13 protein-coding genes are annotated in these 14,913 nt (G+C 67.5%); 10 read left to right on the plus strand and 3 right to left on the minus strand.

Annotation, left to right across the window (positions count from 1 at the left end; translation table 11 throughout):
• Positions 1-111: 111 nt before the first annotated feature.
• The 7 genes from MU582_05750 (at position 112) to MU582_05780 (ending at position 8,577) form a co-directional block, all read left to right on the plus strand.
• A complete protein-coding gene (locus MU582_05750; GenBank protein ID UPK76144.1) occupies positions 112-1,530 on the plus strand; it encodes an LCP family protein in 1,419 nt (472 codons plus the stop codon).
• Positions 1,531-1,555: 25 nt separating this feature from the next.
• A complete protein-coding gene (locus MU582_05755; GenBank protein UPK76145.1) occupies positions 1,556-2,524 on the plus strand; it encodes a glycosyltransferase in 969 nt (322 codons plus the stop codon).
• On the plus strand, positions 2,521-3,399 hold the full coding sequence (locus MU582_05760; protein ID UPK76146.1) for a glycosyltransferase: 879 nt from the start codon (positions 2,521-2,523) through the stop codon (positions 3,397-3,399). Before MU582_05755 ends, MU582_05760 begins: the two co-directional genes overlap by 4 nt.
• 258 nt (positions 3,400-3,657) lie before the next feature.
• Positions 3,658-4,830, plus strand: a complete 1,173-nt coding sequence (gene glf, locus MU582_05765; GenBank protein ID UPK76147.1) for a UDP-galactopyranose mutase — start codon at positions 3,658-3,660, stop codon at positions 4,828-4,830.
• Complete coding sequence (locus tag MU582_05770) at positions 4,827-6,935, plus strand: glycosyltransferase (GenBank protein UPK76148.1); 2,109 nt, start codon at positions 4,827-4,829, stop codon at positions 6,933-6,935. The genes glf and MU582_05770 overlap by 4 nt, the downstream gene beginning before the upstream one ends.
• Entirely contained in the window at positions 6,932-7,816 is an 885-nt protein-coding gene (locus MU582_05775) for an ABC transporter permease (GenBank protein ID UPK76149.1), read from the plus strand. The genes MU582_05770 and MU582_05775 overlap by 4 nt, the downstream gene beginning before the upstream one ends.
• On the plus strand, positions 7,816-8,577 hold the full coding sequence (locus MU582_05780) for an ABC transporter ATP-binding protein (protein ID UPK76150.1): 762 nt from the start codon (positions 7,816-7,818) through the stop codon (positions 8,575-8,577). Before MU582_05775 ends, MU582_05780 begins: the two co-directional genes overlap by 1 nt.
• Position 8,578: 1 nt before the next feature.
• On the opposite strand, the gene MU582_05785 is transcribed toward MU582_05780, so the two are convergent.
• Positions 8,579-9,313, minus strand: coding sequence for a TIGR03089 family protein (locus MU582_05785; GenBank protein ID UPK76151.1), 735 nt, complete (start codon positions 9,311-9,313; stop codon positions 8,579-8,581).
• 56 nt (positions 9,314-9,369) lie between these two features.
• Between MU582_05785 and MU582_05790 the strand changes: the two genes are divergently transcribed.
• A complete protein-coding gene (locus tag MU582_05790) occupies positions 9,370-10,437 on the plus strand; it encodes an NDP-sugar synthase (protein UPK76152.1) in 1,068 nt (355 codons plus the stop codon).
• Here MU582_05790 and cofE read toward each other — a convergent pair whose 3' ends face one another.
• The gene (gene cofE / locus MU582_05795) at positions 10,438-11,430 is read right to left on the minus strand and encodes a coenzyme F420-0:L-glutamate ligase (GenBank protein ID UPK76153.1); all 993 of its coding nucleotides are present in this window, start codon (positions 11,428-11,430) and stop codon (positions 10,438-10,440) included. It abuts the gene before it with no gap.
• Complete coding sequence (cofD, locus tag MU582_05800; GenBank protein ID UPK76154.1) at positions 11,427-12,407, minus strand: 2-phospho-L-lactate transferase; 981 nt, start codon at positions 12,405-12,407, stop codon at positions 11,427-11,429. Before cofD ends, cofE begins: the two co-directional genes overlap by 4 nt.
• Positions 12,408-12,497: 90 nt before the next feature.
• Between cofD and MU582_05805 the strand changes: the two genes are divergently transcribed.
• Both MU582_05805 and MU582_05810 read left to right on the plus strand, forming a co-directional pair.
• Positions 12,498-14,291 (plus strand): hypothetical protein, encoded by a 1,794-nt coding sequence (locus MU582_05805; GenBank protein ID UPK76155.1) that lies wholly within the window; start codon positions 12,498-12,500, stop codon positions 14,289-14,291.
• 201 nt (positions 14,292-14,492) lie between these two features.
• Positions 14,493-14,750: a WhiB family transcriptional regulator gene (locus MU582_05810; GenBank protein ID UPK76156.1), complete on the plus strand. Its 258-nt coding sequence runs from the start codon at positions 14,493-14,495 to the stop codon at positions 14,748-14,750.
• Positions 14,751-14,913 lie beyond the last annotated feature (163 nt).

Below are 14,913 nucleotides of genomic sequence, written 5' to 3' on the forward strand. Positions count from 1 at the left end.
ATGGCGGATGCCACGGGCAGATGTGACCAAGAGCGGCGTGCCGACCCCGGAATCGCCGCACTCTGTGCTTAACCTCTGTGCAACTCGTGTCTTCCCCACCGAGAGGAACTGATGTCTCTCGACCCCACACGAGTCGGCGGCGGCGTACGTGCACGTGCCGATACCGACTCTGCCCGAATACGCTTCCGGCGCGCCGTCGGGCTGCTGGTGATGACGCTCGTGCTGCCCGGATCCGCGCAGCTGGTGGCGGGTAACCGCAGGATCGGGCGCATCGCACTGTGGACGTCCGCGGTGGTCTTCGTCACGGCGATCGTGTTCGCCATTGCGACGTGGCGCAACCGCGACATCGGTCTCTCGTTGCTCACCAACACCGAGGTGCTGTACGTCGTACGCGGCGTGCTCGTCGTACTGGCGGTCGGCTGGGCCGCGTTGTTCGTCAACGCCTGGCTGCTCGGCTACCCACCCGACCTGCGGCGCGGGCAGCGGCTCGCGATGGTCGGGGTGAGCTCGTCGCTGTGCATCGTCACCGCCGGTACGCTGCTCTCCGCCGCCCACATCGTCGCCGTACAGCGCGACTTCATCACCCACGTCTTCGGTAGCACTGCGGTCTCCGCACCCGAGAAGGGGCGCTACAACGTGCTCCTGCTCGGCGGAGACTCCGGCGCCGACCGGGTCGGGCTTCGGCCGGACTCGCTCACGGTCGCGAGCATCGACGCCGAGAGCGGGCGTACGGTGCTCGTCTCGCTGCCGCGCAACCTCGAGCACGCGCCGTTTCCCGAGGGCACCGCGCTGGACAAGCACTTCCCGCACGGGTTCAACCGCGACGGCGGCTACCTGAACAGCATCAACACCTGGGCGAGCGAACATGACGAGCTGCTCGGCGATGCCGACAACCCGGGCATCGAGGCGACCAAACAGGCGGTGGAAGCCACAACGGGCCTGAAGATCAACTACTACGCCATGGTCAACCTGCAGGGCTTCCGCGATCTCGTCGATGCCGTCGGCGGCCTCACCCTCGACGTACCCGAGCGGCTTCCGATCGGCGGTGTCGGTGGCCCGGTCACCGGACACATCGAGCCGGGCAAGCAGGAGCTGGACGGCTTCCACGCCCTGTGGTTCGCGCGCAGCCGCGCGACGTCCGACGACTACTCGCGGATGTCGCGACAGAAATGTGTGATGAGTGCCATGCTCGGGCAGCTCAGCCCGCAGAAGGTGCTGACGAACGTCGAGGACATCGCCGACTCCAGCAAACGGCTGCTGAGCACCGACGTACCGGCGAAGGACCTCGACACGTTCATCGACCTCGCGCTCAAGGCGAAGGGGCAGAAGATGTCGACCGTCTCGGTGGTGCCGCCGAAGATCGACACCTCGGATCCCGACTTCGACGAGATACGCAGTATGGTCGGGCAGGCGATCGACAAGGCCGAAGGCAAGTCCTCGGCGAAGAGCTCGGGCGATCGTGACAAGGGCAAGTCCGGCGATCCGAGGTACGAGGCCAACCAGGCGAACGACCTTTCGTCGGTTTGCTGAGGTCTGCGTCCGGAGGTCATGAGTGGTGAGCGCGCTCCCGCGCGTCGTTGCGGTCGTCGTCACCTGGAACCGCCGCGACCTCCTCGTCGAGTCGCTCGATGCGATCCGGTCGCAGTCGGCGGACGTTGCCGCGATCGTCGTCGTCGACAACGCGTCGACCGATGACACCGCCGCGACCCTTGGCTCGTACGACGACCTCGACGTCGTGACGCTGACCGAGAACACCGGCGGAGCCGGTGGGTTCGCCGCCGGGATCGAGCGTGCGCTCGACGTACACCGGCCCGACCTCGTGTGGCTGATGGACGACGACACGGTCGCGACGCCGACCGCTCTGCAGATGCTGGTCGATGCGTACGTACGTGCAGAGCCGACGCCCGCCGTGCTGGCGAGCCGCGTCGTGTGGACCGACGGCCGCGACCATCCGATGAACACCCCGCGTCGCAAACCGCGCGCCAGCGAGTCCGAGGTACGCGAAGCGGCCGCGGTCGACGCCATGCCGGTGCGCTCGGCGTCGTTCGTGTCGATTCTGTGCGAGGCCGCGACGATCCGTGAGCGTGGACTGCCGATCGCCGACTACTTCCTCTGGAACGACGACTTCGAGTACTCCACCCGGCTGCTGCGCGGACGCAGCGGTCTCTATTGCCCGGCGAGTGTTGTGGTGCACAAGACGAAGGCGTTCGGCTCGACCGACGCCGATCCCGGGCCGCGGTTCTACTACGAGGTACGGAACAAGACCTGGTTGTTCACCCGCAGTAGCGGGTTGGCGCCCGCGGAGAAGGCGATCTACGGGGCCTCGACCCTGCGACGCTGGGCACGCACGATCGCCGGGTCGCGCGACCGCTCGACACTGTGGAGGGGGCTCGGCAGGGGGTTGCGCGACGGGATACGCTCCGGTCCGCGAAGCAACGCGGTCGTGCTCCGAGACGTCTACCAGACGGACGACCCGCAAGGTAACGCCCGAAAGCCTACTGAGGGAGACCCTCCAACCTCATGAGTCCGGTGCCCTTCTCGCTGCTGCTCCCCGTGTACGGCGGCGACGACCCGAGGTTCCTGCGTACCGCCTTCAAGAGCGCGGTGGACGAGCAGACCAGGCCGCCCAACGACGTCGTGCTGATCCAGGACGGTCCGGTCAGCTCCCAGCTCGCCGCCGAGATCGCACGCATCGTCGCCGACAGCCCGGTGCCGGTGAAGCACATACCGCTCGTCGAGAACGTCGGGCTCGGGCCGGCCCTCGACCGCGGCATCGACGCGTGCGGCCACGGAGTGGTGGCACGGATGGACGCCGACGACATCTGCGTACCTCATCGGTTCGCGACCCAGCTGCCGTTGATCGAGGGCGGCGCCGACATCGTCGGTTCGGGGCTGATGGAGTTCATCGACGACGTCGACCATGTCGTCGAGACGCGGGTACCGCCGGTGGGCGAGGAAGAGATCCGCAACACCGCGCGCTTCCGCGATCCGTTCAACCATCCGACGGTGGTGTACCGCCGCGACGCTGTCGTCGCGGCCGGCGGCTACCAGGACATGCCGCTGATGGAGGACTACCTGCTGTTCGCCCGGATGCTCGCGAACGGCGCGATGCCCGTCAACATCGTCGAGCCGCTCGTCTACTACCGTGTCGGGGCCGGCGCGTATGCTCGACGTGGCGGGCTCGGGCAGTTGCGGGCGGAGTTGGAGCTACAGCGCAGGTTCCGTTCCGAACACATCACCAGCCGCACGGAGTACGTCCGAAACGTGGTCGTACGCGGCGGCTATCGGCTCGTGCCGGAGCGGGTACGCCGCGCGGCGTACCGGCGAATCATCGCCCGCGGCGGCGGGCGACAAACAGGGGAGACCGCGGCACGCCCGGACGATTCGGCTCCGGCGTGACGGAATCAGAGGTCGCACCAACAGGGGCGTGGATCAGTGCGCGGGTCATCCGCGCCCGACGGACAAGGCCGAGAAGGGAGGCGCACCGGGTGAAGGAGTGTGCGTCGACCGCCGAGAACGACGTCCGTCGGGATGCCGGGGGCCCGCGCGCCCACGTACCCTGTTGGCGCGACCTCTTAGACTGTCCGGCGCCAGGCGGCTCGCAGCTGTGTCTCGCCGATGGCCTCGAATCCCAATCGAAAAGGTGGAGTACTCAACGTGAACGCTGATCTCGTGGTGGTCGGATCCGGCCTGTTCGGGCTGACCATCGCCGAACGCTGCGCGAACGAGCTCGGTCTCAAGGTGCTCATGCTCGACCGCCGTCACCACATCGGTGGCAACGCGTACAGCGAGCCCGACCCGGACACCGGGATCGAGGTGCACAAGTACGGCGCTCACCTGTTCCACACCTCCAACAAGCGGGTGTGGGAGTACGTCAACCGGTTCACGTCGTTCACCGGCTACCAACACAAGGTGTTCACCATCTTCAAGGGCCGCGTCTACCCGATGCCGGTCAACCTCGCCACGATCTGCGAGTACTTCGGCAAGGCGATGAGCCCCGACGAAGCACGCGCCCTCGTCGCCGAGCAGGCCGCCGAGATCGACGGCAAGACCGCAGAGAGCTTCGAGGACAAGGGCATCTCGCTGGTCGGCCGCCCGCTGTACGAGGCGTTCTTCCGCGGTTACACCCTCAAACAGTGGCAGACCGATCCGAAGGAGCTGCCCGGCGCGACGCTGACCCGGCTGCCGGTCCGCTACAACTTCGACAACCGCTACTTCAACGACACCTACGAGGGTCTGCCCACCGACGGCTACACCGCGTGGCTCACCCGGATGGCCGACCACCCGAACATCGAGGTCAAGCTCGAGACCGACTTCTTCGATCTGCGCGACGACCTCGTCGGCAACGTACCGGTCGTCTACACCGGTCCGGTCGACCAGTACTTCGACTACTCCGCCGGTGACCTGTCGTGGCGCACCATCGACTTCGAGTACGAGGTCAAGCCGGTCGGCGACTTCCAGGGCACGTCGGTGATGAACTACGCCGACGAGGACGTCCCGTACACCCGGATCATCGAACCGCGTCACTTCCACCCCGAGCGCGACTACCCGAACGACAAGACCGTCATCATGCGGGAGTTCTCCCGCTTCGCGGTCAAGGGTGACGAGCCGTACTACCCGATCAACACCGCCGAGGACCGCGAGAAGCTCCTCAAGTACCGCGACCTCGCGAGGGCACAGAAGCAGGTGCTGTTCGGCGGGCGGCTCGGCACGTACAAGTATCTCGACATGCACATGGCGATCGGCTCGGCGCTTTCCATGTTCGACAACAAGGTACGTCCGTACTTCGCAGAGGGCGCCACCTTCGAAAGCGGAGGAGTAGAGGCATGACGCAGACCGAGACACCGGCGGACCAGCCACAGGCAGAGACCGCCGAGCCGCAGACCGTACGCCGGGTGCTGCAGCGTGTCGTGTTCCCGGCCGACCGCGACCTCGACGTGATGCCGCTTTACGTCGACTACAGCGCGGGCATGCTGATGACCAGCAACGACAAGGCCGGCTCGGCGCGTGGCAGCGGCGGCAAGGACGGTGCGACACCGGCGTTCGATGCGATGCAGTCGGCGCGTCGTCCCGAAAACGTCCTCGGCCGGCACCGGATGCGGATCGCGGCCGACCAGCGCGCGTCGTTCGGCACGTACTTCAACGGCTTCGCGGCCAGCTACTGGCGCATGTGGTCGGTGCTCTCCGAGGTGATCCTGCGGGTGCGCGTACGCGGTGACGCCTCCGTCATCGTCTACCGGTCGACGCCCGACGGGCGCTCGCAGCGCGTCGACTCGGCGAACACCGACGACGACCCGACGGGCGAGTTCAGCTTCAACCTGTCGCTGAAGCCGTTCGCCGACGGCGGTTGGTACTGGTTCGACGTCTTCGCCGGCGGCGACGACGCGGTCCTCGAGGAGGCCGCCTGGTGCGCCGACGTACCCGTCGAGCGGGCGGGGCAGGGCAGCGTCACGATCGGCATCACCACGTACAACCGGCCCGACTCGTGTGTCGAGCTGCTCGGTCAGATCGCCGATGACAAGGACGTTCTGGAGCGCATCGACGAGCTGATCGTCGTCGACCAGGGCAACAAGAAGGTCGCCGACGAGCCGATGTTCGGCGAGGTCTCGACCGCGCTCGGCGACAAGCTGCGGATGATCGACCAGGGCAACATCGGCGGTTCGGGCGGCTTCGCCCGGGCACAGTACGAGACCGCCAAGGCGGGCGTCAGCGACTACGTGCTGCTGCTCGATGACGACATCGTCGCCGAGACCGAGAGCATTCTGCGGGCGCTGGTGTTCGGCGACCTGTGCACCAACCCGACGATCGTCGGCGGGCACATGTTCAGCCTCTACAAGCGCTCGCAGCTGCACAGCTTCGGCGAGAAGGTCAACCTCTACCACTTCTGGTGGGGTCCCGCGCCGCACGTACACCCCGAGCACGACTTCGGTGCGCACGGCCTGCGCAGCACCGGCTGGATGCACCGCCGGGTCGACGTCGACTTCAACGGCTGGTGGATGTGCCTCATCCCGCGCACGGTGATCGACGAGATCGGTCTCGGCTTGCCGTTGTTCATCAAATGGGACGACTCCGAGTACGGCATCCGCGCCCGCGAGGCCGGATTCCAGACCGTTTCCATGCCCGGCGTCGCGGTGTGGCACGTCCCGTGGACCGATAAGAACGACGCACTCGACTGGCAGGCGTACTACCACCAGCGCAACCGTACGGTCGCCGCGTTGCTGCACTCGCCGTACGACCGCAGCGGCAGCCTGATCCGGCAGAGCTTCCGGCACCAGATCAAGCACCTGCTGTCGATGCAGTACTCCACGGCCGAGCTGCGTCTCGACGCGCTCGAGGACATCCTGCGCGGGCCCGATCACCTGCACGCGGAGATCGGCTCCAAACTCGCCGAGGTACGCGCGAAGCGCGCCACCTACACCGATGCCCAGATGGCGCCGCATCCCGACCGCTTCCCGCGCGTACGCCTGCGTAAGCCGCCGAAGCGCGGTCGCGACGCCGGCGATATCAGTGGTCGTCTCGGCAGAGTGATCGCCGCGGGAATGTCTGGCATCAAGCAGTTCCGACCGACCCGCGCCGAAGCCGACTTCAACCCCGAAGCCCAGGTGGCTGCGTCGGATGCAGCCTGGTGGCGCCTCGCGCAGTTCGACTCGGCGATCGTCTCGACCACCGATGGCACGTCGGCGTCGTGGTACAAGCGCGACCGCGATGCGTTCCGGCATCTGCTCACCCGTACGATCAGCCTGCACGAGCGGCTGCATCGCGAGTGGCCGCATCTGGTGCGCCAGTACCGCGCCGCGATCGACGAGCTGACCGGCTGGGAGGCCTGGGAGCGTACGTTCGCCGAGTCCGAGGCCAACGCAACCCTCCCGACCAGCGGTGCCGAGAAGGCGTCGGCCGAGAGCGAGCCAGGAGAAAGTACGAGTACCTCGTCATGACGATGGCGCCTGAGCGCGCGGACGATCACCCGCACGGCCCGCTGCGGCCTCCCGGCGAGTCCAGCGGCCTGTTCGGGGTCTTCCGCCGCCGCTACCTGCTGAAGCTACTCGTTCAGAAGGAGCTCAAGAACCGCTACCAGGTCAGCCTGCTCGGGCTGCTCTGGAGCTACATCAAACCGGGTTTCCGGTTCGTGATGTACCTCACCGTGATCGGCATCGGCCTGAAGATGGGCAAGCAGGTCGATCACTTCCCGCTGCACATCCTGTGCGGGCTGATCATCGTGCACATGGCGACCGAGTCGATGAACTCCGGCACCAAGTCGATCACCGGCAACCGGCAGCTCGTCGGCAAGATGAACGTACCGCGCGAGATGCTTCCGATGACCTCGCTGCTGGTTTCGTCGTACCACACCTTGCCGCAGTACGTGATCCTGATCGGCGCCTGCATCTTCGCGGGCTGGTCGGTCTCGGTGTACGGCGTCGTGGCCGCGCTGCTGGGCTTTGCGATCATCTGGTTGTTCGGGCTGATCTACTCGCTGATCGCCGGCGCGCTCAACGTCGTCTACCGCGACTTCAACAACTTCTCGCAGACGATCTCGCAGATGGTCATGTGGTTCACGACGATGATCTATCCGTGGACGAACGTAGTCGACCTCGGCCCCGCCGTGAGCGTTCCGTACCAGTTCAACCCGATCGCGATGGCGGTTCTGTTGACCCAGCGGGGTTTCTGGTACGAGACCGTCGACAACCCCGCACCCGGAACGATGCCCGACCACCTGCTGCTCAAGGGCAGCATCATGCTCGTGGTCCTGGTGCTACTTGTCTTCGTCGCCCAGCGGGTGTTCTCTCGCCTCGAGGGCAGATTCGCGGAGTACATCTGATGGCGCAGTCGGTGGTCGTCGACCACGTTTCCAAGAAGTTCAGCCTGCACAACGCGCGTACGCTCAAGCAGCGGCTGGTTGCGGCGCGCAAAGGCGTGGCGATCAACGAGTCGTTCATGGCGATCGACGACGTCTCCTTCGACGTACAGGAGGGCCAGTCGATCGGCCTGATGGGGCTGAACGGCTCCGGTAAGTCGACCATGCTGCGGCTGATCAACGGCGTGCTCCGGCCCGACTCGGGTGAGGTTCTCGTACGCGGCCGCGTTGCGGGTCTGATCGAGATCTCGGCGGGGTTCCAGAAGCAGCTGTCCGGACGCGAGAACATCTACCTGAACGCCGCCCTGAACGGTATGAGCGAAGCCGAGACCAACGCGAAGTTCGACGAGATCCTCGACTTCGCGCAGATCGAGAAGTTCCTCGACACACCCGTTCAGCACTACTCGTCGGGTATGAAGGCGCGTCTGGGGTTCGCGGTCGCGATCGCCGCCGACTCCGATGTGTTCATCATCGACGAGGTCCTTGCGGTGGGCGATCCGCCGTTCAAGAAGAAGTGCATGAAGCGCATCCATGAGATCCGCGCCGAGGGCCGCACGGTGCTCTTCGTCAGCCACAACACCAACCAGGTACGCAAACTGTGCGATCGGGCACTCGTCCTCGAGCGCGGCCGCCTGGTGTTCGACGGCTCGGTCGACGATGCGGCGAAGCGGCTGCACTACGACGCCGACGAGGACCTCGACCCCGACGGCGCCGCAGACTTCTGACTCACTGCGGCGGTGGATCGGTGTCCGTGACGTGCTCGTCGGCGGTCAGTGACTCCAGCCGCGCCGGGTCCGGCTCGGCGACCAGCACCAACGACGCATCGGCGCTCAGCGCACCGAGCAGGATGTCGACCGAGTCGTGGTCGCCGGTCGTACCCGCGACGAGCACGCGTGGCTCCGGGCGGGCCCACCGCTCGGCGCGCGCGGACGCCGCGGTGACGCACTCCGCGTGGCTGTGGACCGTGCCGTCGAGCACGGCTGCCGGCGCATCGGGAGTCGGCGGGTCGTACGCAGCGAAGCGGTCACCGTGGCCCAGTACGTCGGCGTTGTAGTCGGTCACGCCTGCCGGCAGCGCCGTCTGGAACCGCGCACCGAGCGGGCGCAACGACAGTGCGACCACCTCGTCCGCGTCGGGCAGATCGGTGTCCAATGCGTCCGGTCCGACCACCGCGACATCGGTCGCCGCGTCAGGTGCACCCAGCCGCACGACGCATCCGACCTCCCAGGCGGCGAGCAGCCATACGGCACGCTCCCAATGCGGCGGGAGATCGACGGCGATCGAGGCCCCCGCGCTCGCCGCAAGCGAGTCCTGCAGCATGTTCGCGGTCTTGGCGACCCAGTTGGCGGTCGTCGCGCGGCTCAACTCGACGCGCTCACCGCTCGCGTGGTCGTAGAACGTGATGAACGGACGCGCTGGGTCACGGGAGACAGCGTCGGCGAGGAGTTTCGGGATCGTCACGTGCCCGAGGCTACATACGCGGTACGCGACGCAGGCGGTCGATACGATGACCTGCAATGCGTGCCATCATCATCGCCGGCGGATTCGGGACCCGGCTGCGTCCACTGACCACTCGCCACCCCAAGCACGTGCTGCCTGTCGCCGGGGTTCCGTTCCTGTTGCATCAGCTCAGCAAGCTCGCTGCGATCGGCATCGATGAGGTCGTGCTCGCCGCTTCGTATCGCGCCGAGCAGTTCGAGCCCATCGTCAGCGCGGCGAAGGGCATCGGCGTCACCGTCCGGGTCGAGACCGAAGAGCAGCCGCTCGGCACCGGCGGCGCGATCCGCCACGCGGCCGAGTCGATGGGCGTACGCCCCGACGAAGCGGTCGTCGTGCTGAACGGCGATCAGCTCTCCGGGCACGACATCGCAGCGCAGACAGCCGCCTTCGACGACGCGGGCGCCGACGTCAGCCTGCATCTCGTCTCGGTCGACGACCCGCGGTCGTACGGCTGCGTGCCGACCGACGATACGGGCCGTGTCACCGCATTCCTGGAGAAGTCTCCGGATCCGGTCACCCACCAGGTCAACGCGGGTTGTTATGTGTTCCGGGGGTCGGCCATCGACGCGATTCCGCCCGGTACGCCGATCTCGGTGGAGCGCGAGACCTTCCCCGAGCTGCTGCGTTCCGGTGCCCTCGTCATCGGGCACGTCGACGACGGCTACTGGCTCGACGTCGGTACGCCGGACGCGCTGGTCCGGGCATCGCGCGACATCGTGACCGGCGTTGTGACGACGCCCGCGTACCCGCATCAGCCGGCGGAGCACCACATCGACGCGAGCGCAGACATCGATGACTCGGCGTCGGTACACGGCGGCTCGGCGATCTCGGCCGGCGCCGTCGTCGAGGCGCGTGCACGTGTCGAGGGCAGTGTCGTCATGGCCGGCGCCGTCGTTGCAGCCGATGCGACGGTCGTCGGATCGGTCATCGGTCCGTACGCCAGGGTCGGCGCGCGTACGGTCGTTCACGGCGCGGCGCTCGGCGACGAGGCGACTGTCGGCGCTGACTGCGAGCTGATTGCGGGCGCCCGGATCGCATGCGGTGCGGCGATCGCGGACGGCGCGGTCCGCTTCAGCAGCGGCTGATCACACGTCGCGGCGTAGCAGTGCGCTGTGTGACGTGCCGTACGCGCGGTCGAGCACCCGAAATCGTTCGAGCAACGCTCCGTATGCGACCAAGCACTCCGATCGGTCGGCGCCCGGCGCTGCGGCGACCGTGATCGACTCGTCGCTCACCTCGATCGACAGCACCTCGGAGTCGACCGGCCCGAGCGCGATGCCGACGACATCGTCGTCGAGGTCTGCGAAGCCGCGCGGCCGGCCGGGCGAGGTGCCGACCGCCTGTCGTACCGCCTCGTTGGCGCCGAGACCGAACAGGTCTCCGCCGTCATCGCGGACCAACGCCGTCGCTCCCGGACCGTTGTCGCCGCAGAAGTAGGCCGCGCCCAGCCCGCGCACCACCGCGACGGGGAGCCCGGTCACCTTGCCCGTCACCAGATCGGCGGCGGCCGCGACCTCGTCGGCGATCGCGGGTGCCGTCACCCGGAGCTCGTTGCCGTACGCGTCGTACTGGCCTTCGTACGAGCGCAGCGGTAGCAGGCCGGCGCAGCCGATCGCCAGGTCGGTCTGCCCGATGCGCCACGGTCGTCCCGCGGTGTCGGTGACGACGACGCCGAGTCCGCTCGCGGCGTCGGGAAAGCGTTCCAGCAGCGAGGTACGCAATGCGGCGGCCGCGCCGTCGGGGTCGGCCGGCAAGGTGATCGCGGAGCCGATCTCGACGTTGGAGGCGTCGATGCCCGCCGCAGCCATGGTGAGCCCGTGTTTCGTACGCACGATCCGGGTCGTGCCGCGACGTGCGACGACGCGTTCGGTCGCCTCGTCGACCAACGACTCCCGCTCGGCGCGAGTGACGAGTCCGAGCGCCTTGCTCACGACCTTGCTGGTGACCACGACGACGTCGTAGGCACGTAGCGGCCGGTCGAGGTGCTCGGCGATCAGTGCGGCGAGATCGTCGCCGTGGGCGACCTCGGGTATGCCGCGAACGGCGGTGATGGACAGATCGGAGTTCTCGCCGGTCATCGGGACAGCTCGGACGCCAAGGCGAGGGTGTCGCGGGCGAGCTGCTCGGTCGCGGCCGGATCCGTCATCAGCAGGGGCACTGCGCGCGCTGCGATGCCCGCATCCGTGAGCGGACCAACGCTGCTCTCGTCCCGCGCGTCGACCAGCCAGCCGTCGAGTACGCCGCCCGCCGACCGAGCGCCGTAACGGGTGGCGACACCCTGTGTGCTGACCTCGACGCCGAGACCCTCGAGGAGCTGGTCGGCCATACCGCGCACCGCGGCACCGTCGATGATCGGGGAGACCCCGACCACCGGGCCGCGGGCCGTACGTACCGCTTCTTCGATGCCGGGCACCGCGAGGATCGTCCCGACGGACACGATCGGGTTCGACGGCGGCACGATCACCGCGTCGGCGTTTGCGATTGCGTCGAGTACGTCAGGGCCTGGCTTCGCCTGCTCGACGCCGACCTCGACCACGCCACGGACCGGAACAGAGGCGCGCATCCGTACCCAGTACTCCTGGAAATGCACGACTCGTTGCCCGCTCGCCGCGGTCTCGTCGTCGATGACGATATGTGTCTCTACGCGATCATCGCTCATGGGCAGCAGGCGTACGCCCGGTTGCCAGCGCGCGCACAGTGCCTCGGTGACCTGCGTGAGCGTGTAGCCCGCGCCGAGCATCTGGGTGCGTACGACATGGGTTGCGAGGTCGCGGTCACCGAGTCCGAACCACGTGGGCTCGACGCCGTACGCAGCGAGCTCCTCCTTGACGTGCCAGGTCTCGTCGGCACGGCCCCAGCCGCGCTCGGGGTCTATTCCGTTGCCGAGCGTGTACATGACGCTGTCGAGGTCCGGACACACCTTGAGCCCGAAGAGCCAGATGTCGTCGGCCGTGTTGCCGATGACCGTCAGATCGTCGTCCGGGCCGAGCACGGAACGCAGCCCCGTGAGGAAGCGGGCGCCGCCGATGCCGCCCGACAAAGCGGTGAGATGCATGTGTCACATTCTGCGGTACGCGATCTCACGAGCGGTCCGCACCTGTGGCAGGCTAGGGCCGGACGTGAACACCTCGTGTGGGGAGAAACAGTGGTTACCGAATCCACCAAGAAGCTCCGGGAGCTCTTGGCGTTCGTCTTGCTCGGCGTCGTCGCCGCGCTCGTTCTGGTGTCGTTGTCGTTGCTGTTCAAGGACTTCGACGGGTTGTTCGGCCCGGGCGAGATCGACTTCGCAGTGAAGGCCTCGATCGTGCAAGGCGATTTCGTCAATCCGGTCTACGTACTCCTCATCGTCGCGGCGGTTCTTCTCGTCACGCACCTCGGGGAGCCGACGAAACAGGCTCGTACGATCACGATCGGCGCGCTCGCGCTGCTCGGCGTGATGGCCGTGCTCGGCCTCGTCACCTGGATCTCGAGTCTCAGTCTCGAAGACGGCCAGGGCATGAGCGTGTTGTCCGGCTTCGGCGGGCTCTCGGGTGCAGAGAAGGTCGGCGGCTCGTTCGCAATGATCGCGCTGCTCGCCTTCGTCGGTATCGCGATCTACTTCTGCCTGACGACCTTGCAGGCGCTGCCGTCGGCTCCGAAGCCGCAGCAGCAGTGGGCCGGCAACCAAGGGCAGGGTGGCGCCTGGGGCGCTCAGCCGCAGCAGTGGGACGGCCAGGGCCAGCCGCAGCCGGGGCAGTGGGACGGCCAAGGTCAGCCGCAGCCGGGCCAGTGGGACGGTCAAGGTCAGCCGCCGCAGCAGCAGTGGGACGGCCAAGGTCAGCCGCAGCCGGGGCAGTGGGATGGCCAGGGTCAGCCGCAGCAGGCCTCGTGGGGTCAGCCGCAGGAGTCGGCTCAGCAGTCGTCGTGGGGTCAGCCGCAGGAGAACCCTCCGGGGCAGTGGGATGGCCAAGGCCAGCCGCAGCCCGGGCAGTGGGACGGCCAGGGCCAGCCGCAGCAGTCCTCCTGGGGTCAGCCGCAGGAGTCGGCACAGCAGGCCTCGTGGGGCCAGCCGCAGGCCGATCCTCAGCAGTCGTCGTGGGGTCAGCCGCAGGAGAACGCTCCCGGGCAGTGGGACGGCCAGGGCGAGCCGCAGCAGTCGTCCTGGGGTCAGCCGCAGGAGTCGGCTCAGCAGTCGTCGTGGGGTCAGCCGCAGGAGAACCCTCCGGGGCAGTGGGATGGCCAGAGTGAGCCACCGCAGCCTGCGTGGGGTCAGCCGCAGCAGCCCGAGCCGCAGCAGTGGGACGGTCAGGGTCAGCCGCCGCAGCAGTCGTCCTGGGGTCAGCCGCAGGAGTCGGCTCAGCAGTCGTCGTGGGGTCAGCCGCAGGAGAACCCTCCGGGGCAGTGGGACGGTCAGAGTGAGCCACCGCAGCCTGCGTGGGGTCAGCCGCAGCAGCCTGAGCCGCAGCAGTGGGACGGTCAGGGTCAGCCGCCGCAGCAGTCGTCGTGGGGTCAGCCGCAGGAGAACCCTCCGGGGCAGTGGGATGGCCAGAGTGAGCCGCCGCAGCCTGCGTGGGGTCAGCCGCAGCAGCCTGAGCCGCAGCAGTGGGACGGTCAGGGTCAGCCGCCGCAGCAGTCGTCCTGGGGTCAGCCGCAGGAGAACCCTCCGGGGCAGTGGGATGGCCAGAGTGAGCCGCCGCAGCCTGCGTGGGGTCAGCCGCAGCAGCCCGAGCCGCAGCAGTGGGACGGTCAGGTACGCCCTGAGGAGCAGACGACGCAGGCGTGGAGCCCGGCACAGGACAACGCCGATGACGCCTCGTGGGGTCAGTCCAGTGCGTCGAGCACCGAGGAGACGAGCGTCTTCGACCCTGCCGTCGATGATGGCACCGATGACGGCTCAACCGATTCTGCCGAGGGTTCGGAGCCCAACGACCGTCCGGGCTGGTGGAACCCCAGCTCCTGATTCACGGTCGGTAATCCTCGACTCAGCGCCCGTACGGTTCACGTGCGGGCGCGAGTCGTGTGGGCATGTGTATAGCAGGCCTCCGCTTGACTTTCGGGTATTGCAGGCATGTAATTTCATACGTGTCGTTACTTCTTGCTCTCGGGTATGGAGAAGCGACGCACACCAACGGGGTCTACAAGGGGTCGAGGAGGCGAGACCATGGCAGAGCCAGAGATGCTCCCGGTTGACGCCGAAGAAGAGTTGAGTTGGCAGGAGCGTGCACTCTGCGCACAAACCGATCCGGAAGCGTTCTTTCCGGAGAAGGGTGGGTCGACGCGAGAGGCAAAACGCGTCTGCACCACGTGCGAGGTACGCGACGAATGCCTCGAGTACGCGCTGATGCACGACGAACGGTTCGGCATCTGGGGCGGGCTGTCGGAGCGCGAACGCCGAAAGCTCAAACGCCGCGCCGTTTGAGCCCTGGTGTTCCAGGCGAGTACGGCGCGGCGGCGCTGTCGGTGGGTGCCATTCGGCCGACCGAGTGGGCCCTGTAACGCCCAACGCCGCTGCGCGGTATTTGGTCGCACGCCTTAGAGTGGTCGACGCCCCAGTCCGCGCCGGCGACCCACGTTCGGTTCGC

This window comes from Nocardioidaceae bacterium SCSIO 66511, from assembly GCA_023100825.1.
Classification (GTDB): domain Bacteria; phylum Actinomycetota; class Actinomycetes; order Propionibacteriales; family Nocardioidaceae; genus Solicola.

Excerpts from the sequence above, each read along its gene's own strand:
- cofD (UPK76154.1), bottom strand. The coding sequence starts at position 12,407 with ATGCATCTCACCGCTTTGTCGGGCGGCATCGGCGGCGCCCGCTTCCTC.
- cofE (UPK76153.1), bottom strand. The coding sequence starts at position 11,430 with ATGACCGGCGAGAACTCCGATCTGTCCATCACCGCCGTTCGCGGCATA.
- MU582_05750 (UPK76144.1), top strand. The coding sequence starts at position 112 with ATGTCTCTCGACCCCACACGAGTCGGCGGCGGCGTACGTGCACGTGCC.
- MU582_05810 (UPK76156.1), top strand. The coding sequence starts at position 14,493 with ATGGCAGAGCCAGAGATGCTCCCGGTTGACGCCGAAGAAGAGTTGAGT.
- MU582_05770 (UPK76148.1), top strand. The coding sequence starts at position 4,827 with ATGACGCAGACCGAGACACCGGCGGACCAGCCACAGGCAGAGACCGCC.
- MU582_05760 (UPK76146.1), top strand. The coding sequence starts at position 2,521 with ATGAGTCCGGTGCCCTTCTCGCTGCTGCTCCCCGTGTACGGCGGCGAC.
- MU582_05780 (UPK76150.1), top strand. The coding sequence starts at position 7,816 with ATGGCGCAGTCGGTGGTCGTCGACCACGTTTCCAAGAAGTTCAGCCTG.
- MU582_05790 (UPK76152.1), top strand. The coding sequence starts at position 9,370 with ATGCGTGCCATCATCATCGCCGGCGGATTCGGGACCCGGCTGCGTCCA.
- MU582_05775 (UPK76149.1), top strand. The coding sequence starts at position 6,932 with ATGACGATGGCGCCTGAGCGCGCGGACGATCACCCGCACGGCCCGCTG.